The 18,676-nt window shown below is 74.5% G+C and carries 24 protein-coding genes; 7 read left to right on the top strand and 17 right to left on the bottom strand.

What is annotated here, in order from left to right; genetic code table 11:
• Positions 1-68: 68 nt before the first annotated feature.
• The 4 genes from KPF47_RS28175 to rimO form a co-directional block, all read right to left on the bottom strand.
• A complete protein-coding gene (locus KPF47_RS28175) occupies positions 69-917 on the bottom strand; it encodes a PspA/IM30 family protein (RefSeq protein WP_224391836.1) in 849 nt (282 codons plus the stop codon).
• A 186-nt stretch (positions 918-1,103) separates the two neighbouring features.
• Complete coding sequence (locus tag KPF47_RS28170) at positions 1,104-1,475, bottom strand: helix-turn-helix domain-containing protein (RefSeq protein WP_224391835.1); 372 nt, start codon at positions 1,473-1,475, stop codon at positions 1,104-1,106.
• Positions 1,476-1,610: 135 nt separating this feature from the next.
• The gene (pgsA, locus tag KPF47_RS28165) at positions 1,611-2,228 is read right to left on the bottom strand and encodes a CDP-diacylglycerol--glycerol-3-phosphate 3-phosphatidyltransferase (protein ID WP_224391834.1); all 618 of its coding nucleotides are present in this window, start codon (positions 2,226-2,228) and stop codon (positions 1,611-1,613) included.
• Positions 2,225-3,721, bottom strand: coding sequence for a 30S ribosomal protein S12 methylthiotransferase RimO (rimO, locus tag KPF47_RS28160; protein WP_224391833.1), 1,497 nt, complete (start codon positions 3,719-3,721; stop codon positions 2,225-2,227). The genes pgsA and rimO overlap by 4 nt, the downstream gene beginning before the upstream one ends.
• A gap of 52 nt (positions 3,722-3,773) precedes the next feature.
• On the opposite strand from rimO, the gene KPF47_RS28155 reads away from it, so the two are divergent.
• Entirely contained in the window at positions 3,774-4,295 is a 522-nt protein-coding gene (locus KPF47_RS28155; RefSeq protein ID WP_224391832.1) for an amino-acid N-acetyltransferase, read from the top strand.
• Between the two features lie 2 nt (positions 4,296-4,297).
• On the opposite strand, the gene KPF47_RS28150 is transcribed toward KPF47_RS28155, so the two are convergent.
• On the bottom strand, positions 4,298-4,738 hold the full coding sequence (locus tag KPF47_RS28150; protein ID WP_224391831.1) for a hypothetical protein: 441 nt from the start codon (positions 4,736-4,738) through the stop codon (positions 4,298-4,300).
• Between the two features lie 120 nt (positions 4,739-4,858).
• Here KPF47_RS28150 and KPF47_RS28145 point away from each other — a divergent pair, with 120 nt between their 5' ends.
• Positions 4,859-5,212 (top strand): PadR family transcriptional regulator, encoded by a 354-nt coding sequence (locus KPF47_RS28145; RefSeq protein ID WP_224391830.1) that lies wholly within the window; start codon positions 4,859-4,861, stop codon positions 5,210-5,212.
• On the opposite strand, the gene KPF47_RS28140 is transcribed toward KPF47_RS28145, so the two are convergent.
• The 5 genes from KPF47_RS28140 to gvpO form a co-directional block, all read right to left on the bottom strand.
• Complete coding sequence (locus KPF47_RS28140) at positions 5,160-5,459, bottom strand: gas vesicle protein K (protein WP_224391829.1); 300 nt, start codon at positions 5,457-5,459, stop codon at positions 5,160-5,162. The two genes, KPF47_RS28145 and KPF47_RS28140, sit on opposite strands and share 53 nt — an antisense overlap.
• Positions 5,449-5,658 carry a gas vesicle protein gene (locus KPF47_RS28135; protein WP_224391828.1) on the bottom strand — a complete coding sequence of 70 codons (210 nt, stop codon included), beginning with the start codon at positions 5,656-5,658 and terminating at the stop codon, positions 5,449-5,451. Before KPF47_RS28135 ends, KPF47_RS28140 begins: the two co-directional genes overlap by 11 nt.
• Complete coding sequence (locus tag KPF47_RS28130) at positions 5,655-6,398, bottom strand: GvpL/GvpF family gas vesicle protein (RefSeq protein ID WP_224391827.1); 744 nt, start codon at positions 6,396-6,398, stop codon at positions 5,655-5,657. Before KPF47_RS28130 ends, KPF47_RS28135 begins: the two co-directional genes overlap by 4 nt.
• Before the next feature lie 396 nt (positions 6,399-6,794).
• A complete protein-coding gene (locus KPF47_RS28125; RefSeq protein ID WP_224391826.1) occupies positions 6,795-7,070 on the bottom strand; it encodes a gas vesicle protein in 276 nt (91 codons plus the stop codon).
• Positions 7,071-7,079: 9 nt separating this feature from the next.
• Positions 7,080-8,390, bottom strand: a complete 1,311-nt coding sequence (gene gvpO / locus KPF47_RS28120; protein ID WP_224391825.1) for a gas vesicle protein GvpO — start codon at positions 8,388-8,390, stop codon at positions 7,080-7,082.
• A gap of 225 nt (positions 8,391-8,615) precedes the next feature.
• Between gvpO and KPF47_RS28115 the strand changes: the two genes are divergently transcribed.
• The gene (locus KPF47_RS28115) at positions 8,616-9,848 is read left to right on the top strand and encodes an IS110 family transposase (RefSeq protein ID WP_224386690.1); all 1,233 of its coding nucleotides are present in this window, start codon (positions 8,616-8,618) and stop codon (positions 9,846-9,848) included.
• On the opposite strand, the gene KPF47_RS28110 is transcribed toward KPF47_RS28115, so the two are convergent.
• Genes KPF47_RS28110 through KPF47_RS28090 form a run of 5 tightly spaced genes read right to left on the bottom strand, consistent with a single transcriptional unit; the run spans position 9,814 to position 13,382 of the window.
• Positions 9,814-10,095 carry a gas vesicle protein GvpG gene (locus KPF47_RS28110; protein WP_224391824.1) on the bottom strand — a complete coding sequence of 94 codons (282 nt, stop codon included), beginning with the start codon at positions 10,093-10,095 and terminating at the stop codon, positions 9,814-9,816. The genes KPF47_RS28115 and KPF47_RS28110 overlap by 35 nt on opposite strands.
• Positions 10,095-10,847 carry a GvpL/GvpF family gas vesicle protein gene (locus tag KPF47_RS28105; protein ID WP_224391823.1) on the bottom strand — a complete coding sequence of 251 codons (753 nt, stop codon included), beginning with the start codon at positions 10,845-10,847 and terminating at the stop codon, positions 10,095-10,097. The genes KPF47_RS28110 and KPF47_RS28105 overlap by 1 nt, the downstream gene beginning before the upstream one ends.
• The gene (gene gvpJ, locus KPF47_RS28100; protein ID WP_224391822.1) at positions 10,844-11,233 is read right to left on the bottom strand and encodes a gas vesicle protein GvpJ; all 390 of its coding nucleotides are present in this window, start codon (positions 11,231-11,233) and stop codon (positions 10,844-10,846) included. The genes KPF47_RS28105 and gvpJ overlap by 4 nt, the downstream gene beginning before the upstream one ends.
• Positions 11,234-11,269: 36 nt before the next feature.
• Entirely contained in the window at positions 11,270-12,436 is a 1,167-nt protein-coding gene (locus tag KPF47_RS28095) for an SRPBCC family protein (protein ID WP_224391821.1), read from the bottom strand.
• Positions 12,429-13,382, bottom strand: a complete 954-nt coding sequence (locus tag KPF47_RS28090; protein WP_224391820.1) for a hypothetical protein — start codon at positions 13,380-13,382, stop codon at positions 12,429-12,431. The genes KPF47_RS28095 and KPF47_RS28090 overlap by 8 nt, the downstream gene beginning before the upstream one ends.
• Positions 13,383-13,883: 501 nt before the next feature.
• Here KPF47_RS28090 and KPF47_RS28085 point away from each other — a divergent pair.
• The 3 genes from KPF47_RS28085 to KPF47_RS28075 are packed head-to-tail and all read left to right on the top strand — an operon-like array spanning position 13,884 to position 15,595.
• Positions 13,884-14,747 (top strand): AraC family transcriptional regulator, encoded by an 864-nt coding sequence (locus KPF47_RS28085; RefSeq protein WP_224391819.1) that lies wholly within the window; start codon positions 13,884-13,886, stop codon positions 14,745-14,747.
• Entirely contained in the window at positions 14,744-15,130 is a 387-nt protein-coding gene (locus tag KPF47_RS28080) for a VOC family protein (protein ID WP_224391818.1), read from the top strand. The genes KPF47_RS28085 and KPF47_RS28080 overlap by 4 nt, the downstream gene beginning before the upstream one ends.
• Before the next feature lie 3 nt (positions 15,131-15,133).
• The gene (locus tag KPF47_RS28075) at positions 15,134-15,595 is read left to right on the top strand and encodes a tRNA (cytidine(34)-2'-O)-methyltransferase (protein WP_224391817.1); all 462 of its coding nucleotides are present in this window, start codon (positions 15,134-15,136) and stop codon (positions 15,593-15,595) included.
• On the opposite strand, the gene KPF47_RS40485 is transcribed toward KPF47_RS28075, so the two are convergent.
• Positions 15,588-16,448, bottom strand: a complete 861-nt coding sequence (locus KPF47_RS40485) for a GntR family transcriptional regulator (RefSeq protein WP_224391816.1) — start codon at positions 16,446-16,448, stop codon at positions 15,588-15,590. The two genes, KPF47_RS28075 and KPF47_RS40485, sit on opposite strands and share 8 nt — an antisense overlap.
• Before the next feature lie 96 nt (positions 16,449-16,544).
• On the opposite strand from KPF47_RS40485, the gene KPF47_RS28065 reads away from it, so the two are divergent.
• Entirely contained in the window at positions 16,545-17,696 is a 1,152-nt protein-coding gene (locus KPF47_RS28065; protein WP_224391815.1) for an FAD-dependent monooxygenase, read from the top strand.
• A gap of 9 nt (positions 17,697-17,705) precedes the next feature.
• Here the strand turns inward: KPF47_RS28065 and KPF47_RS28060 are convergent, their stop codons facing one another.
• Positions 17,706-18,581, bottom strand: coding sequence for a YceI family protein (locus tag KPF47_RS28060; RefSeq protein WP_224391814.1), 876 nt, complete (start codon positions 18,579-18,581; stop codon positions 17,706-17,708).
• Between the last annotated feature and the right edge of the window lie 95 nt (positions 18,582-18,676).

Here is an 18,676-nt window from a genome sequence, read left to right as displayed (position 1 = left end):
CCCGGACACACCACCGCCGCGACCCCGGGATCGGGACCGCGGCGGACGGCGCGGAACGGCGGAGCGGCTCAGGCGGTGCCGGGCTGCTGCTGGTTCTGGGTGTTCTGCTGCTGGGCCGGGGCCGGCGAGGACGGCAGCTGCTGGGTCTGGTCGCCCTGGCCGACCTGCGGGGCCTGCTGACCGCCGGCGATCGGCGCACCGGACATCGACGCCCGGATCTGCTCCAGCCGCGACATGCCCGCCATGTCGGTGGTCGACTGCTGGACCTCCAGCATCCGGCCCTGCACCGAGTTCTGGGCGAGCTCCGCGGACCCGAGCGCGGTCGCGTACCGCTTCTCGATCTTGTCGCGGACCTCGTCGAGGGAGGGCGCGTTGCGCGGTGCGGACAGCTCGCTCATCTGCTGCAGCGACTTCGCCGCCTGCTCCTGCATCTTGGCCTGCTCGAGCTGGCTGAGCAGCTTCGTGCGCTCGGAGATCTTCTGCTGCAGCATCATCGAGTTCCGCTCGACGGCCTGCTTGGCCTGGGCGGCGGCACCGATCGACTGGTCGTGCAGCGTCTTGAGGTCCTCGACGCCCTGCTCAGCGGTCACCAGCTGGGTCGCGAAGGTCTGCGCCGACTGCTCGTACTGCTGGGCCTTCTGCTCGTCGCCCTGGGAGCGGGCCTGGTCGGCCAGCACGAGCGCCTGGCGCGCCGACGACTGCAGCTTCTCGATCTCACCCAGCTGCCGGTTCAGCTTCATCTCCAGCTGACGCTGGTTGCCGATCACCGCGGCCGCCTGCTGCGACAGCTGCTGGTGCTGGCGCTGGGCATCCTCGATGGCCTGCTGGATCTGCACCTTCGGGTCGGCGTGCTCGTCGACCTTCGACGAGAACAGGGCCGACAGATAGCTGAAGAACTTGGTGAATCCGTTGGCCATCTCTGCGCGTCCTCCGCCTGCGTTCGCTCGCGACCGTGCCCGCCACCACGGCGGGCGTGCGGACCCCGGACCGACCCCGCGTTCCCCCCGTGGTCGGCCGGACCTCCGGCCCTGTCCATCCTGGCATCGCTGCCGGTCTGCCCGCACCCTACCGCGCGGGCGACCGGCCGGGGGCGGGCCGTGCGCTCAGGCCGCGGAGGCCACCGGCCCACCCGAGGTCGCCGGTGCGGCGACCGTGGAGCCCGGCCGTCCGGCCAGGCGGAGCTCGGCGTGGCGCTGCCCGATCGGGACGAGCACGTCGTCGCGGCGGTGCGCGGCCGCGGCGGAGGTCGCCGTGGTCATCTCGGCGGCGACCGCGGTGAGCAGGTCCGGCACCGACACCCCGAGCGCCTCGCAGATCGCCGCGAGCAGCTCGCTCGAGGGCTCCTTGCGCCCGCGCTCGACCTCCGAGAGGTACCCGAGGCTCACCCGCGCGGCCCGCGAGATGTCGCGCAGCGTGCGCCGGCGCGCCGTGCGCACCTCACGCAGCCCACTGCCGATCGCTTCCCGCAGCAGCATGTGCCCTCCTCGACTGCTCCCCGGACATCCGGTGATGTCTCACCGTACCGACTTCCCCGGTCCCGCCGCGCCGTGACGCTGTCCGCCCACGGCGAACACCTCAACGCCGAACCGGCCCCGGATCGTCCCCGCAGGTCACGCGGGTCGTGGTCGGACGGCCTTGCGGACGTAGCCGGCGCCGGTCACGACGGTGAGCACCAGGGCGACGGCCATCATCGCCCACTGGAGGACGAGCACCGCGGTCGTCGCCGCGGTGTCGGATCCCAGCAGCAGCGGCAGCGGCAGCAGGAACGCCCCGATCGCCACCGTCTGGGCGACGGTCTTGGCCTTGCCGCCGCGGCTGGCCGGGATGACGCCGCGCCGGCGGATCACGACGAAGCGCAGTGCGGTGATGCCGAGCTCACGGACGACGATCACGACCGTCACCCACCAGGGCAGCACGCCCAGGATCGAGAGCCCGACCAGTGCCGCCCCCATCAGCGCCTTGTCCGCGATCGGGTCGACGAGCGCGCCGAACCAGGTGACGAGTCCGCGGCTGCGGGCCAGCTGCCCGTCGAGCCGGTCGGTGGCGGCCGCGACCACGAAGACCGCGAACGCGACCAGCCGCCACACCACGTCCTCGCCGCCGCCGACGAACAGCGTCACCACGAAGACCGGGACGAGCAGCAGCCGCAGCACCGTCAGCGCGTTGGCGATGTTGAGCAGCGGCGGGTCGCCGACTCCGGCGGTGCCCCCGGCCGGGTGCGAACTCATCCGGCTGCGGAGGCCGCCGGAACGGCCCCGGCCGGCACCCGCGGTTCGAGCAGCTCGAGGGCCTCCACCAGCAGGTCGACGCCCTCGGTGTCGACGACCCGGCAACGGACCAGGTCGCCCGGTCGCAGCGAGTCCGGCTCCGGGCCGTCCTGCGCCGCGGCGACGACGGTGCACTCGCCGTCGGCGTCGGGGCCCTGGTGCGCGGCGCGACCGGTGCAGTCGTCCTCGTCGTCCTCCGCGGACTCCACCAGTACGACGACCTCGGTCCCGACGCGCTCCTCGGCGCGCTGTTCCATCAGCTCGTCGACCAGCGCCGAGATCCGCGCGACGCGGGCCTGCACCTCCGCCGGGTCGACGTGGCCGTCGTAGCCCTCGGCCTCGGTGCCGTCCTCGTCGGAGTAGCCGAAGACACCGACGGCGTCGAGCCGGGCCCCGGGCAGGAAGGCCTCCAGCTCGGCGAGGTCCTCCTCGGTCTCCCCCGGGAACCCGACGATGATGTTGGACCGGATCCCGGCCTCCGGCGCGAGTGCGCGGATGCGCTCGCAGAGGTCGAGGAAGTCGGTGCGCGACCCGAAGCGGCGCATCCGGCGCAGCACCCGTGCCGACGCGTGCTGGAACGAGAGGTCGAAGTAGGGCGCGACACCCGGCGTGGTGGCGATGACGCGGAGCAGGTCGGGCCGCAGCTCGGCCGGCTGCAGGTAGGCGACGCGGATCCGCTCGACCCCGTCGACGGCGGCCAGCTGCGGGAGGAGGTCGACCAGCGCGCGGGTACCCCCGGGGAGGTCCTTGCCGTAGCTGGTGGAGTTCTCGCTGACGAGGACCAGCTCGCGCACGTCCTGCCGGGCGAGCCAGACGGCCTCGCCGAGCACGTCGGCCGGCGGGCGGGACACGAAGCTGCCGCGGAAGCTCGGGATGGCGCAGAACGCGCACCGGCGGTCGCAGCCCGAGGCGAGCTTCAGCGACGCGACCGGCCCGCCGGACAGGCGGGTGCGCGCGATGTCGGGCACCCAGTCGTGACCGGGGACCGAGACGTCCGCGGTGGCGGCGGGGCGCTCCACCGGCGAGATCGGGAGGAGGGTGCGGCGGTCGGTGGGGACGTGCGGGGCGGGAGCGTGCCCACCCAGGACGTCGCCGAGCCGCTCGGCGAGCTCGGGGTAGGCGTCGAAGCCGAGCACCGCGTCGGCCTCGGGCAGGTCGGCGGCCAGCTCGGCGCCGTAGCGCTCGGCGAGACACCCCACGGCGACGACCTTCGCCCCCGCCGGGCGGGCCACGTCCGAGGCGGCCAGCACGGTGTCGATCGAGTCCTTCTTGGCCTGCTCGACGAATCCGCAGGTGTTGACGACGATGACGTCGGGGCTGCCGTCCTCGGCGTCGACCAGCTCCCAGCCGGACCCGGCCAGGCGGCCCGCGAGCTCCTCGGAGTCGACCTCGTTGCGCGCGCAGCCCAGCGTCAGCAGGGCGGCGCGACGGGGTGCGTTCTCGGGGGAAGCCACGGGTACCAGGGTAGACGCCGGGCCCGACGGCCCCGGTCTAGGCTCTCCTGCCGTGCCCGAGCCCGTCCCCGCCCCGGTCCCCGACGTGCTCGTCCGACGTGCCCGCACCCGTGACGTCCGCCGGATCCGCGAGCTGGTCGACGAGTACGCGGGGACGGTCCTGCTGGCCAAGGAGACCGTGACCCTCTACGAGGCCGTCCCGGAGTTCCTCGTCGCCGAGGTCGACGGCACGGTCGTCGGGTGCGGTGCGCTGCACGTGCTGTGGGAGGACCTGGGCGAGATCCGCACGGTCGCGGTGTCCCCGTCGGTGCTGGGCCGCGGGGTCGGGCACCGGATCGTCGCCGCCCTGATCGACGGCGCCCGCGAGCTCGGGCTGGAGCGGCTGTTCGTGCTCACCTTCGAGAAGCAGTTCTTCGCCCGGCACGGGTTCGCCGAGATCGACGGGACGCCCGTGTCCGCCGAGGTCTTCGCGGCGATGCTGCGCAGCTACGACGCCGGCGTCGCCGAGTTCCTCGACCTCGCCCACGTCAAGCCGAACACCCTGGGCAACGTGCGGATGCTGCTCACCCTCTGACCTCAGGCCGCGGCGGCCCGCACCGCCGCGACCACGGCCCACACCAGCGCCGCGACGATCGCGACGACCAGCGCCACCAGCAGCAGCACCGGGGCCAGCGCCACCACCACCCCGATCAGCACCTTCGCCGCCGTCCCGAGCGCGGCGAACCCGCCCTTGACCGCGCCCCACACCGGGTTGTCGCCGCGGGCGAGTGCCCGGCCGGCGCCGAGCGCGGCGCCGAGGCCCGGCCCGCCGTCGGCCGCCACCTGTTCCAGCGAGTCGGCCAGCCGGTCCACCTTCTCGCAGGCGAGCGCGGCGAGCCGGTCGACGAGCGCGGCCAGCAGCCGTTCCCCGGCGTCGCGCAGCCGGGTCATCGGCTCGGCGGGGGTCGGCGGTGCCTGCCCGGCGGCCGGTGCCCGGTCCGGCGGGGCCGCGGTCACCTCCTGCGTCGCGGTGCTCATCGGGTCCTCGTGGGTGCGGCCATGACGATCGGTCCTCTCGGTGACGGGTGCGGGTCGGTTTCCGTCCGGCCCGGCGCGGGAACGCTCCGGGCCGGCCCGACGAGCGGAAGGGGCCCCTCGATGCGTCCACGTGACCGGCCCACGCTGGACCTGCTGCTGCTCCGCGCGGTCCACGCCGCCCCCGGTGACGGGGCCGCGGTGCTCGCCGCCGTGCACGAGCGGTCCGGCGGTGCGGTGCCCCTGTCCGCGGGGTCGGTGCACCGGGCGCTGCACCGGCTCGAACGGAACCGGCTCGTGCGCCGCCCGGCCGGCAGCCGGGGGTACCGGCTGACACCGTTGGGCGGGCGGGTGCTGCGGTCGCGGACCCGGGAGTTCGAGGCACACGTGCGGGCGGTGCGGGCGCTGCTGCCCGGCGGCGCGGTCACGAGCGGTGCCGGGGCAGGAGCGGACCGAGCGGGCCGAGTTCGAGGTTGAGGTCGGCGGGGGTGAGCCCGAACTCCTCGGTCAGCTCGTCCATGGCCTCCTCCAGGTGCATGAGGGCGGTGCCGAGGTCCTCGACCTCGTCGTCGGTCAGGTCGCCCTGGTCCACCCGTCGCAGCGCCTGGCGTTCCATCAGCTGACGCAACAGCTCGACGATGGTCAGCACCAGCTTCATGAGGTCGCGGCGGACGGCGTCGCGGTCGATGTCGATCCGGCCGGCGGGCCGCGGGTCAGGCGTCATCCGACGGCTCCTCCCCCGCGTGCCGCCCGGCGGGGGCGATCGAGACGATCAGCGCGCGCAGCGAGATGCGGATCAGGTCCACCCCGGCCAGCGACACCGTCACGTCGCCGGCGAGCACCACCCCACCGGCGAGCAGCCGGTCGAGCAGGTCGACCAGGGCGACCTCGCGGTGGGCGAGGCCGGTCTCCCCCGCGTTCACCGCTCGTCCGCGACGAACGAGTACGGCACCCACGGCCCCGTGACCTCGACGATCAGTCCGGCACCGGAGGCGGCGGCGCCGACGGCGGCGCGCCAGGAGTCGCGGTCGGCGTCGTCGACCAGATAGGCGCCGTTGAGGACCATCGCCTCCGGGCGCCCGGTCAGCGCGGGGGCGTGCAGCCGGTGCCGCCGCGCCGTCACCGCGGCGCCCGCGGCCGCCTCGTGCAACGCGTGTGCGGCGGCGTGGGCGGCGTCGTCGTCGCCCGCGGCCCGGTCGAGCTCGCGTCGGCGGCGCCGCAGGTAGTCGGCACCGGACGCCGCCCGTCCGCCGTCACGACGCTCCGCCGCCGCCGCGGCGTAGGCCTTCACGCCCCACTCGGTGCGGCCCCGGAGCCGGTCCAGCACCGCGGAGAACGCCGGGGAGCGCTCGGCCAGGACGGCGCGGACCCGCTCGTCGTCGCGGTAGACCGTCGCCAGGGCGAGCGGCGCGACGACGGTGCGCGCCCCCAGCGCGTCGACGACGGCGTGGTGCTCGCGCGCCGTCGTCGCGAGCCAGGTGAGGTCCTCGAGCCGGGTGCTCAGGACGTCCTCGCCGAAGTCGAGCGCGGGAACGGTGCCGGTGGCCGCCCAGAGTGCGCCGCCGCCGGTCACGGTGTGCACCGGGCGGCCCCCGATGCCGGTGACACCGGTCAGGTCGGGCGGGGCTGCGTCCCCGACGGCGTAGACGTAGGTCAGATCCACGGATCAGTCCCTCCCGCGCGTCGTACGCCGCTTGGTGGTGCCGCGCCGGCGGGGGCCCGCGGAGCGGCGGCGGGGCGGGGCGGGAGCCCCGTCCCCGTCGGCCCCGTCGTCCGCTCCGGGGTCGTCCGCCTCCGGGCCCCGCTCCTCGTCGAACTCCCCGTCGAACTCCTCGTCGCGGCTCTGCGCGAGGTCCTCGTCGGTCCCACCGGCCGCGCCGACCGCATCGTCGATCGACCTCTCGAGGGCGTCGGCCCGGGCGGATCCGTCGTCGCGGTCCGTGCCGTCACGATCCGTGCCGTCACGATCCGTGCCGTCGCCGTCCGCTCCGGGGTCGGCGTCGGCCGGTAGCAGCCGTTCGAGGCGTGCGAGCCGCTCGCGCAGCCGGGTGTTCTCCTCCTACAGCTCACCACGGCCCCCCGACAGCGTCGGGTCGCGCTCCCACCAGTCGATGCCCATCTCCTTGGCCCGGTCCACCGAGGCCACGACCAGCCGGATCTTGATGGTGAGCAGCTCGATGTCGAGCAGGTTCACCTGGATGTCCCCCGCGATGACGATGCCCTTGTCCAGGACGCGTTCCAGGATGTCCGCCAGGTCGGTGCCCGACTGCTGGGGAGCGCGTTCGGTGCGGCGCTGCGGCGCACCGGAACCGCTCCAGCGGACGGCGGCGCTCATGGTCCCCCCTCAGTCGTCGTCGCCGCGGCCGCGCGGGTAGCGCCGGACCCGCTGGTACGACATCAGCTCGGCCTCGTCGTCGAGCTCGGCCTCGTAGACGGCCAGCACGTCGGACGAGTCGGGGATGCGTTCGGTCTCGACGACCTCGACCCCGACCATCCAGCTGTCCTCCTGCTTCCGGACGAACGTGACCCCCTCCGGTGCCCGCCCGGTCATCTCCGCGATCTGTTCGACGGCCGCGCGGGCGGCCGCCCGGGCGCCGATCCGGCGGCGCGGGGGCGGGTCGGCTCGTGGCTCGGGCTCGTCGTCCACCCGGTCCTCGTCCACCCGGTCCTCGTCCACCAGGTCCTCGTGCGGATCGACGGTGTCCTCCTCCGGGTCGTCGCCCTCCGGCGTCCGGTCGTCGGGGTACTCGTCGGCCGGGTCGTCCTCGGTCCAGTCGTCCTCAGTCGAGTTGTCCTCGGTCGAGTCGTCCCCGGTCGAGTCGTCCTCGGTCGAGTCGTCGGCATCGTCGTACTGCTCGGCGTCGTACTGCTCGGCGTCGTGCTGCTCGGCGTCGTGCTGCTCGGCGTCGTGCTGCTCGGCGTCGTACTGCTCGGCGTCGGGCTCGTTCTCCGGCACACCGTCGCCGACCGTCGCCACGCCGTCGTGGACGTCGCGGTCGGGGTCGTCCCGGCGGGCGCGCCGACGACGCGGACCCCCGTCGGTCCCCCGCCGCCGGGTCTCCGGCCGCCGGTCCGCGGCGGCCTCCCGGCGACGCGGACGCACCCCGGAGGCCCGGTCGGCGCCGTCGTCGGCGGGGCGGTCCCGGCGCGCGGGCCGTTCCCGGTCGCCCGCCTCGGTCCGGCGCCGGCGGACAGGCTCGTCCCCGCCGCTCCGCCGGCGCACCGGCCGGTCACCGGACGGCCGACGCCGGCCGGGCCGGTCGTCCCGCTCGCCGCGACGTTCCGGGCGCGACGCCGGACGCGGGTCGACGTCGTCGGCGGCGGGACGGCGGGGCGCCTCCCCGTCCGCGTTCCGCCGCCGGGGGGCACCCTCCCGGCGCGGGCGGCGACGCGGCGCATCGTCGCCGTCCCGCGGCCGCGATCCCTCCTCGCCCGCCGGTCGGCGCCGGCCCGGGTCGGCGCGCTCCTCCCGCGACCGGCGGCGCGGGGCGTCGTCCTCCTCGCGGGGGCGGGACCGGGCGGGGTCGTCCGCGTCGGCCGGGCGACGTCGTGGCCGGGGCTCCCCGGACCGGCGACGGGCGGGCTCCCCCGCACGCCGTTGGCGGGGCGGGTCACCCGCCGGTCCCCCGGACGACCGGTCCGGCGGGTCAGCCACGGTCGCCCCCGTTACCTTCTTGATCAAGCCCGCTGAGGGCTTGCAGGCCGCCGGCCGCGGTATGACTGACTGCCCCTGTCGCCCGATGATCTGGGGGGTGTTGTCGCCGTGGCCGGAGGGCGCCAACGACCGCTGATAGAGACCTGACCCGTGTGGTCTGCTCGTAACGTGGCTGCCGGCGCGGGTGCTCGTGGTCGGCCTGCCGCGACGAGAAGGGAGCGGCGGTTGCCCGATCCTGACCAGCACCCGACCGGGTTCGCGGTGTTCTGCGGCCTGGACGTGGGCAAGTCCGAACACCACGCCTGCGCGGTCGACACCAACGGGAAGCGGGTGCACGACAAGGCCCTGCCCAACGACGAATCGGCGCTGCGCACCGTGCTGTCCGGGCTGGCCGAGCACGGCGCGGTGCTGATGGTCATCGACCAGCCCGCCTCGATCGGAGCGCTGGCCATCGCCGTCGCTCGTGATCTGGGGATCACGGTGGCCTACCTGCCCGGGCTGGCGATGCGCCGCATCGCCGACCTGCATCCCGGGCAGGCCAAGACCGACGCCCGCGACGCCCACGTGATCGCCGAGGCCGCCCGGACGATGCCGCACACCCTGCGCCGGGTCGGCACCGACGACGAGACCCTCGCCGAACTCACTGTGCTCGCCGGTTACGACGATGACCTGGCTGGGCAGAGCACCCGGCTGACGAACCGGCTGCGCGACGCCCTGCTGCATGTTCATCCCGCCCTGGAACGCCTGCTCGGGCCACGCCTGGACCGCGGTGGCGTGCTCGACCTGCTCGCGGCCGCGCCCACCCCGCAAGCCCTGCGAGAGCTCGGCGCTGACGGGATCGCCGAGACGATGCGGGCCCGGTCGCCTCGACTGGCCCGCACCCTTCCCGCCCAGATCCTGACCTCGCTCGACGCCCAGAGCCTGACCGTTCCCGGCACGGCCGCGTTCGCCCGTGTCATCACCGGCGTCGCCGGGCAGCTGCGCCAGGTCCACACCGAACGCGACCAGCTCGCCGACGAGCTCGAAGCCCGCCTGGAGGCCCACCCTCTTGGACCGGTCCTGACCTCGATGCCCGGACTCGGGGTCAGGACCGCCATCAAGATCCTCACCATCGTCGGCGACGGCTCCGGGTTCCCCACCGCCGGGCACCTCGCCGCTTACGCCGGCCTCGCCCCAGTCACCCGCCGCTCCGGCACCTCGATCAAAGGCGAAACCCGATCCCAGCGCGGCAACCACGCCCTGAAATCCGCGCTGTTCCTGTCCGCATTCGCCGCCCTGGCCGACCCCGCCAGCCGCGCCTACTACGACCGCAAACGAGCCGCCGGCAAACGACACAACGCCGCCCTGATCTGCCTCGCCCGACGCCGCACCGACGTCATCTACGCCATGCTCCGCGACCGCCGCCCCTACAACCCGCCCACGGTCAACAACCCCGATCCAGAACTCGCCGCCGCTTGACGAACCCATAGAGACACCCCCCCGCTCGCCCCGTCAGCCGCGCCAGCAGGACCTCCTGCCGCGCGTCGCGGTCGGCCTCGGAGATCTCCCCCGCCTCGTGGGCCCGTTCCACCTCGTCGATCTGCCGGCGCACCGCCACCGGGTCGTAGAGCCGGGCGTGCGCCTGCTGCTGCAGCTGCTCCCCCACCCAGACCACGCCGCGCACCGGGGCGAGCGGCAGTCCGAGCAGGCCGCGCAGAAGCCCCATCAGTCCTCGGCCTCCGGTGGTTCGGGCAGGAAGTCGTAAGGCGCGACCGGGCCGATCAGACGCAGCCGCACCCGCTCGTCCCACTCGTCGCCGAGCGCGTCGACGGCCTGCTCGAAGTCCCCGACCCGGTCCCGGTGCACCAGCAGCGCCAGCTCCACCGCGCCGTCCTCGGCGGCCGGCTCCTTCACCGAGGTGGCGACCGCGAACGGGCCGAGCCGCTCCACGGCGAAGTCCGCGTCCTCGGACCGGATGCGCTCGACGTGCCCGGAGATCGCCTCACCGAGCCGGATCCGCTCGTAGTAGGTGGCGTCCGGGTCCTTGCCGCGGACCGACTCGCCGAGCCGCTGGATCTCCGGGTCGGCCTCGACGATGCCCGCGACGAGGCTGTCCTGGTCGTAGCGGCCGTGCAGCACGAACTGCCGGCAGCCGTCGAGCTGGGCCAGGGCCCAGGCGAAGTAGTCCTGGTGCGCGGCCAGGAGCTCGTCGACGACGGCACGGTCGTCGTCGACGACGCCACCGAACCGCATCGGCAGCACCGTGGTGCTCCCGGCGAGGGTGTTCACGGTCCGCTCGTGGGCCAGGAGGTCCTCGCGGCTGCCCAGGCGCGCGTCCCGCGGGACGTCGCTGACGACCGCGGCGAGCCTGCCGTGGTCGATGACCGCCACCTCCTCGCCCCCGCCGACGGGGGTCAGCCCCTCGGGCAGGTCGATGTCGGCGGCGACGACGGCGTAGACGTAGGTCGCGCTGCTCACCCGCTCTTCTCCTTCCGCGACCGCCGCTCGCCGCGGAGGTCGTCGAACTTCTCCTTGCCCGCCTCGATCACTCCTTTGGTGGCTCCTTTCGAGACTCCTTTCGAACCGCCCTCGGTGATGCCGCTGACGACCTGGCCGAGGTCCTTGCCCCCCTTCTGGTGCAGGTCGAGGCGGTTGGTGGCCTCGGCGAAGCGGAGATAGGTGTCCACGCTGGCGACGACGATGCGGGCATCGATCGTGACCAGCTCGATCCCGACCAGCGACACCTTCACGAAGATGTCGATGACCAGGCCCTTGTCGAGGATCAGGTCGATGACCTGGGCGAGGTCGCCCTGCGGGGCACGGTCGACGCGACCGCCGCCCCCCTGTCGCTGGCTGACGGTCACGGTGTCCGTCCCTCCGTTCGTGGGTGCGGCGCCGGGTCAGGCACGCGAGCCCGCCGTACGACGCCGCCGGTTCCCGGCGCGCCTGCCCCCGTCGTCCTCCGGACCGGGGTCCTCGGACCCGACGTCGTCGAGGTCGGCGTCGGCGTCGTCCGCCACGTCCTCGGGCGGCAGCTCCTCGTCGGCGTACCCCTCGTCGTCCCCGTCGGTGTGCTCGGCGTACTCGCCGTCGTCGTAGTCGGCGTCCTCGTCGTCGTACTCGCCGTCGTCGTACTCGTCGTCGTACTCGGCGTCCTCGTCGTATTCGTCGTACTCGGCCTCGCGCTCCTCCTCGAGCCCCTCCTCGTGGGTCTTGACGACCTCGCTGTCGCGGATCTCCCCGCGCCAGCCCTCCAGGTCCTCCCGATTGAGCAGGCTCTCGACCATCACGTGCCGGCCGTAGTGCTTGAACTCCAGCCGTGCACGGCGGCCGACGGCGCGCCAGATGTTGCCGGTCTTCTCGAACAGGCCGACCGGGTAGTACTCCAGGATCAGCACCACACGGGTCAGGTTGGGCGCGAGTTCGTGGAACGACACGCATCCGTTCGCATAACCCTTGGCGCCCTGTGAACGCCAGATGATGTGGGTGTCCGGAATCTGCTCGATGATCGTCGCGCTCCAGGTGCGCTTCGACCAGAAGACCTGTGCCTTCCAGTTGGTCTTCTCGTCGGACTCCTGATCGACCGACTGCACCTTCTTCATGAAAGTCGAGAAGTCGGCGAACTGCGTCCACTGGTCGTAGGCGACCCGCACCGGCACTCCGACGTCGAGGTGCTCGACGATGTTCATGAACTTGAACTTGCCGCGGCCCCCGCCGGAGCCACCGCCGCCCCCGGAGCCCTCCGCGCCCTCGGAGTCGTCGTCACCGCCGAGCCCGACGGCGCCCTTCACCCTGTCCTTGACGGCGGCGAAACCGCCCTTGACCGCGTTCGTCACCGGGTTGCCCCCCTCCTCCGAGCCACCGCCACCGAGCGCGGCGCCCAGGCCGGTCCCGCCGTTCTCGGCGACCCCGGTCAACCGCTCGGTCAGGCCCTCCACCTGGTTCATCGCGGCGCCCACCGCGCGGTCCGCGGCGGCCTTCAGCAACAGCTGCCCCGCCTGCTTCAGACGGTCCGTGGGCAGCTGGTCCAGGACCGAGGTGCCGCCGCCCTTCTCCTCCTCAGCCATCGGCCCGCGCCTCCGACTTCGTGGTCGACCGTCCGCCGGTACGCGGCGCACGGCCGTTGCGCGAGCCGCCCTTGCCCGACGACGACCCAGAGGAGGACCCCGACGACGCCCCGGACGACCGTCCCGACGAGGAGCGGGCGGTCCGCCGGACGGGGGCCGAGCGGCCGTCGTCGGCGCCGCCGTCCGACCCGGACGAGGACGCACCACCCCTCGACGAGGTGCCCGACGACGCCCCGGACCGCCCCGAGGACGATCCCGACGAGCGGGCCGTCCGCCGCTTCGGCGGATCCTCGGTGTCCGCTTCGGCGGACCGGGGACGCCGCGCCCGGGTGGTCGCCCCGGCGACCGCGCGCCCCGCCCCGCGGGACGCCGAACCGGCCGCACGCGTCGTGCTCCTCGCGGCCCGGCCGACCACCGGGGTGTCGCCCGCGGCATCGCCGACGGCGTCGGTCGTGTCGCCGACGGTGTCGGTCACGTCCTCGACCGCGTCGCCCCCGGCGCCGGCGGCCGCACCCGCGCCCTCCACCGCCGCGCCCGCCGCGTCACCGGCCTTCTCCGCGCCCGCGCCCGCCGCGTCACCGGCCTTCTCCGCGCCCGCGCCCGCGGCGTCACCGGCCGCGCCGGCGACCTCCTCGACCGGCTTGCCGAGATTCTCGACCCGCTCGACGAGCGAGTTCGTCAGCGCCTCGAGGCGGTTGCCCGCGGCCGAGACCGCCGCCTGCTTGCCCGCCTCGAACAGCCGTCCGCGGACCGCGTCCGACAGCCGGGTCAGCTCCGGCGACCCCGCCACCACCTTCGACGCCTGGGACACGATTCCGGCCGGCGTCAGGTTCATCTTCCGTCCGGCCAGCGCGCCCCCGAGCATGATCGCCAATTTGGCCTTCTTCGTTCTTCCCAGCACATAGCCGCCGACCACGGCCATTCCGATCTTGGAGGCGTTGCTCATGACCCCGTCCCTCTCCGTCGAGCGATTACCGGACAGCACACCGGAACGCCCAGCGTCCCCACCGTGAATCGGAACTGTGACACACCGTGAACCGATCTGCCTCCCCCGACGAATACGGACCGGGAGAGGTGACGGCCCCGATCTTGCACACTGCCGTCGAATTCGATCAACAGAAAGATCAGGTCCGCCGCCCGTCGATTAAGAATCGAATTGGGCCGAACGGAGCGATTGGCCGACGCACGCCCTAAGATCGAGACGGCGACAGGTCCTCCGCGTTGCGGTGAACGGCCGTGTGCGAGAACCGCTCACCTATCGGCCGCCCCGCCGCTCTCAGGATCCGGGGCGGTCGCGCGGACCCGTGTCGACCGTTCGACGAACGGCTGCGGAACGGGCCGCGACGCGGGCGTGTCCGCGCCCCACGCACGATCATCCGGTCCGGCCCCACGGCCGGCCGTGGATCGCGCCCCGCCCGGCCGGCCGGGCGGGGCTACCCTGGCCGCCATGTCCGACGGGGCCCGGCGCTGGCGTCCCTCCGCACGGCTGCGCCCGCTGGTGTCGGGGATCTGGTGCTGGTCCTCCCCGGCGGCCCCGGTGGGGACCCACCAGGGTGTGTCGAGCGCGCACCTGACGGTCGTGCTCCTGCTGGACGGCGCGCTGGACCTGATCGCCGCCCCGGATCCGCGACGCGGCCCCGGCCGCTTCACCGCCTCGGCCGCCGGCCTGCACGCCGCGCCCGCGGTCCTCGGCACGGGCGGGGCCGCGCAGGCCGGGATGCAGCTGGAGATGACCTGGCGGGGCGCCCGCGCGCTGCTCGGGCTGCCCGCCGGAGAGCTGGCCGGCGACGTCGTGGACCTCGCGCTGCTGCTGCCCGGGCTCGACGGCCTGCTGGACCGGCTGCGCGCGGCGCCGGACTGGGCCGCGCGCTGCGCCCTGCTCGACGCCGCGCTCTGCCGTCTCGCCGACGCCCGGGGCCGCCCGGTGGACCCGCCACCGGAGGTCGTCCGTGCCTGGGAGGTGCTGGTCCGCACCGGCGGGACCGCGCGGGTCGCCGACGTCGCCGGCGAGGTCGGCTGGTCCGAGCGGCACCTCGGCGAGCGGGTGCGACGCGAGACCGGGCTCGGGACGAAGACCGCCGCCCGGGTCATCCGGTTCGAGCGGGCCTGCACGCTGCTGCGCCACCCGCTCGCCCCTCCGCTCGCCGAGCTGGCCGCGACCTGCGGGTACGCCGACCAGCAGCACCTGGCCCGCGACTTCCGCGATCTCGCGGGGACGACCGCGCTGACCTGGCGCGCCGAACGGGTCCGGCCGGCGGCTCCGATTCGTCCACGACCGCGGCACCCCGCCCCGGCACCCTCGCACCCATGAGCGATCTGCCCGGCCTCTGGCCCAGCCTGTCCAGCCCCGACCCGCGCGCCCTGGTCACCTTCCTGACCTCGGCCCTGGACTTCACCGAGCGCGCCGTCCACACCGGCGACGACGGCGCGATCGTCCACGCCGAGCTGGTGCGCACCGGGTCGACCGGTGCCCCCGGCGGCGTGATGCTCGGCCCCACCCACGACGGGTGCCGCCCACCCGGCGGCGCGGCCGTCCACCTCGTCTGCGACGACCCGGACGCCCTGTTCGCCCGTGCCGTCGCGGCCGGGGCCGCGGTGGTCCGCGCGCCGTTCGACGCCGACTACGGCAGCCGCCTGTTCGAGATCGCCGACCCGGACGGCAACCACTGGAGCGCCGGCACCTGGTACGAGTAGCGGGTGGTCCGCCTCGCCCTGCACACCCCGGAGATCCCGCCGAACACCGGCAACGCGATCCGGCTGGCCGCCAACACCGGCGCCGAGCTGCACCTGGTGCGCCCACTCGGGTTCTCCCTCGACGAGCGGTCGGTACGCCGGGCCGGGCTCGACTACGCCGACCTGGCCGACGTCGTCGTGCACGACGACACCGACGCGTTCGCCGGCTGGGTCCGCGCCGTCCGGGCGCGGGTGTTCGCGTTCGTGCCGGGGGCACCGGTGCACCACACCGACGTGGCCTACCGCCCCGACGACGTGCTGCTCCTCGGCCGGGAGTCGACCGGGCTACCGGCGGCGGTGGTGGACGCGGACTGGGTGACGGGCCGGGTGTCGCTGCCGATGCGACCGTCGAACCGCTCGCTGAACCTGTCCAACGCCGCCGCCGTCGCCGTCTACGAGGCATGGCGCCAGCAGGGGTTCAGCTGATCCCGTCGAGGAACCGGGCGATCCCGGTGTCGAGGACCCGCTGCAGGTCGTACGGATAGTCGCCGACCCGGCGCAGCGCGGGCCCGCCGTGGCGGTGCAGTGCGGCGCGCAGCCCGGGGTCGTGCGCGGACCAGGTGTCGGCGTCCACCCCGGTGTCGGCCTGCGCCTCCTGCTCCGCGGCGAGGGTCAGCGCCATCCCGCGGACGAACGCGGTCAGCGCCAGGTGCACGTCGAACCGCTCCACCGGGTCGGCCACCACCTCCTCCAGCGCGGCGAGCTCGAAGTCGGCGAAGCGCAGCAGCGACGGGAGCGCCTGCGGCCGGGACAGCGACAGCACCCGGGCCAGCCACGGATGCCGGCGGTGCACCCGCCACTGCGCGTGCGCCGCCCCCTCCACCCGGTCCCGCCACGACCCGCCGGCCGGGGGCAGCACCAGCTCGGCGAAGACGGCCTCGATCATCGCCAGCAGCAGCTCGTCGCGGCTGCGCACCAGCCGGTACAGCGACATCGTCGGCACGCCGAACGCCCCGGCGAGGCGGCGCATGGACAGCGCGGCGAGCCCCTCGTCGTCGGCGATGCCGATGGCGGTGCGCACCAGCCCGGCCGCGTCCGGTGGCCGGTCCGACGCCGGGGGCTCCGACCGTCCGGCGACGACCGACCCGACCCGGGGCGTGGTCCGCAGGAGCCCCTCCTCGCGCAGCCGGCCCAGTGCCCGGGCGGCGGTGGACATCGCGACCCCGTGATCGGCCACCAGCTCCCGCACCGACGGTGCACGGTCCCCGGGGCCCAGGTCCCCGGTGTCGATGCGGGCGCGCACCGCGGCCGCGACCCGGTCCGTGGGTGAGCCGTCCACCGCGCGCCTCCTGTACCACCTGTGCCGCTACAGCACACGCGTCGCTGCAGCTCGAAGCCTCAGCATGGTCGCGTACACCGTACCGAGGAGGAGCACATGACCGACATCCTGATCAGCGGGGCCGGCATCGCCGGGACGTCGCTCGCGTGGTGGCTGCGCCGGCACGGGTTCCGGCCGGTCGTCGTCGAGTCGGCACCCGGGCCCCGGGCCGGGGGGCAGGCCGTGGACGTCCGCGGGCCGGCGCGCGAGGTCGTCGACCGGATGGGTCTCGGCCCCGCACTGCGGGCGGCGCGCACCGCGATGGACGGCATGTCGCTGGTCGACGAGGACGGCACGGAGGTCTTCCGCAGCACCGAGGTGACGCTCACCGGAGGGCCGGTCGCGGGCGACGACGTCGAGATCCTCCGCGACGACCTGGCGGCCCTGCTCACCGGAGCGCTCGACGGCGTCGAGACCCGCTGGGACGACCGGGTCGCCGCGCTCACTCCCGATCCCGCCGGGGGCACCCGGGTCCGTTTCGCCTCCGGCGCCGAGGAGCACTACGACGTCGTGGTGGGCGCCGACGGTCAGCACTCGGGCGTCCGGCGCCTGGCCCTGGGCCCCGACGACGACGGCCGGCTGGTCCCGCTGGGGCAGCACGTCGCCGTGTTCACCCTGCCCAACACCTTCGGGCTGAGCCGCTGGCAGGTGTTCCTGCAGCGCAGCGACGCGATGGCCGGGCTCTACACCGCGCACGACGACACCGAGGTCCGCGTGGTGCTCGGGTTCTCCGACCCGGACGCGACCTACCACCACCGCGACCTCGACGCCCAGCGCGCGCTGGTCGCCCGGCACTTCGCCGGCGGGGGCTGGTGGCTGCCCGCGCTGCTCGACGGGATGACCCGCGCCGCCGACCTCTACCTCACCCCGGTCACCCAGGTCCGGCTGCCCACCTGGTCGCGCGGACCGGTCGTGCTCCTCGGCGACGCCGCCTGGTGCCCGACCCTGCTCTCCGGCCAGGGCACCACGCTGGCCGTGGTCGGGGCCTACGTGCTGGCCGGGGAGCTCGCCCGGGCCGGCGGCGACCCCGGACCGGCGGCGGCCCGCTACGAGCGCCGGATGCGCGGCTGGGTGGAGGCGAACCAGGAGCTGGCGATGACCAACACCGCGCGGGTCCGGGATCTGACCGCCCCGGACGCCGCCGCTCCCGGTCTCACCGAGCACTGGGCCGCGACCGCCGCGACGGCGATCACGCTCCCGCGGTACTGAGCCCTCCGGTCAGGACTGCCGGATCGCCTGCACGTCGAGCTGGATCTGGATCGTCGACCCGACCACGGGGAGCCCCTTGGCGATGGTCTGCTGCCAGTTCAGCGTGTAGTGCTCGCGGTGCAGCTGGGTCGTGGCGACGGCGCCGACCCGGTCCCCGTTCCACTCGGCGGTACCGAGGAAGGTGGTGTCCAGCGAGACGTCGCTGGTGAGGCCGTGCAGCGTGAGGTCACCGTCGACGGTCCACCGGTTCCCGCCGTGCGCCACGAAGCGCACGCTGGAGAAGCGGAGCTCGGGGAAGCGTTCGACGTCGAGGAAGTCGGCCGAACGCAGGTGCGTGTCGCGCGCGGGCACGTTGGTGTCGACGCTGGCCGCGTCGATCACGACGTCCACCGAGGACTCCTCGAACGGCTCGGCGATCCGGATCTGACCCTGGAACCGGTTGAACCGGCCGTACACCTTGGACATCCCGATGTGCCGGGCGACGAAGCGGACCGAGCTGTGGTCGCCGTCGACGACGAAGACACCGGGCCGCGGCGGGCGCAGCGCCGGGTCCTCGCCGAGGACGATGTGCCCCATGTCGGCGTGCTCGCCCCACGACACCTCGACGACGTCGGTGACCTGCTGGTAGCCGCCCGCCTCGACCCGCACCCGGTACCGGCCGGGCATCAGCGACGCGGCGAACCGTCCGAACGGGTCGGTCTCGACGTGCACCGCACGCCGGTCGGCGGGGTCCATCACCGACACCTCGGTCCCGGCGAGAGCGCCGCCCTGCTGGTCGCGGACCTGGCCGGACAGCACACCGCCGGTCAGCGGAATCGGGACGAGCGCGTGCCGGTCGGTGGTGGCCCGTGCCGGGCGACGACGGTCCTTCTTCCTCCAGAACACCAGCCAGAACCTCCTCTGCCCGCGATGGCGGGCAGCACGACGCGCGGTCGCCGGTCGGCGACCCCACGTCACTCTGGCACGAACGTGACCGTCCC

The organism is Pseudonocardia sp. ICBG1293, from assembly GCF_020131355.1.
Taxonomy (GTDB): Bacteria; Actinomycetota; Actinomycetes; order Mycobacteriales; family Pseudonocardiaceae; genus Pseudonocardia.
Note: the sequence above shows the minus strand (reverse complement) of the source record. Positions and strands in the feature narration are given on the sequence as shown.

Excerpts from the sequence above, each read along its gene's own strand:
- KPF47_RS28175 (WP_224391836.1), bottom strand. The coding sequence starts at position 917 with ATGGCCAACGGATTCACCAAGTTCTTCAGCTATCTGTCGGCCCTGTTC.
- KPF47_RS28170 (WP_224391835.1), bottom strand. The coding sequence starts at position 1,475 with ATGCTGCTGCGGGAAGCGATCGGCAGTGGGCTGCGTGAGGTGCGCACG.
- pgsA (WP_224391834.1), bottom strand. The coding sequence starts at position 2,228 with ATGAGTTCGCACCCGGCCGGGGGCACCGCCGGAGTCGGCGACCCGCCG.
- KPF47_RS28150 (WP_224391831.1), bottom strand. The coding sequence starts at position 4,738 with ATGAGCACCGCGACGCAGGAGGTGACCGCGGCCCCGCCGGACCGGGCA.
- KPF47_RS28145 (WP_224391830.1), top strand. The coding sequence starts at position 4,859 with ATGCGTCCACGTGACCGGCCCACGCTGGACCTGCTGCTGCTCCGCGCG.
- KPF47_RS28140 (WP_224391829.1), bottom strand. The coding sequence starts at position 5,459 with ATGACGCCTGACCCGCGGCCCGCCGGCCGGATCGACATCGACCGCGAC.
- KPF47_RS28125 (WP_224391826.1), bottom strand. The coding sequence starts at position 7,070 with ATGAGCGCCGCCGTCCGCTGGAGCGGTTCCGGTGCGCCGCAGCGCCGC.
- KPF47_RS28110 (WP_224391824.1), bottom strand. The coding sequence starts at position 10,095 with ATGGGGCTTCTGCGCGGCCTGCTCGGACTGCCGCTCGCCCCGGTGCGC.
- KPF47_RS28095 (WP_224391821.1), bottom strand. The coding sequence starts at position 12,436 with ATGGCTGAGGAGGAGAAGGGCGGCGGCACCTCGGTCCTGGACCAGCTG.
- KPF47_RS28090 (WP_224391820.1), bottom strand. The coding sequence starts at position 13,382 with ATGAGCAACGCCTCCAAGATCGGAATGGCCGTGGTCGGCGGCTATGTG.
- KPF47_RS28085 (WP_224391819.1), top strand. The coding sequence starts at position 13,884 with ATGTCCGACGGGGCCCGGCGCTGGCGTCCCTCCGCACGGCTGCGCCCG.
- KPF47_RS28080 (WP_224391818.1), top strand. The coding sequence starts at position 14,744 with ATGAGCGATCTGCCCGGCCTCTGGCCCAGCCTGTCCAGCCCCGACCCG.
- KPF47_RS28065 (WP_224391815.1), top strand. The coding sequence starts at position 16,545 with ATGACCGACATCCTGATCAGCGGGGCCGGCATCGCCGGGACGTCGCTC.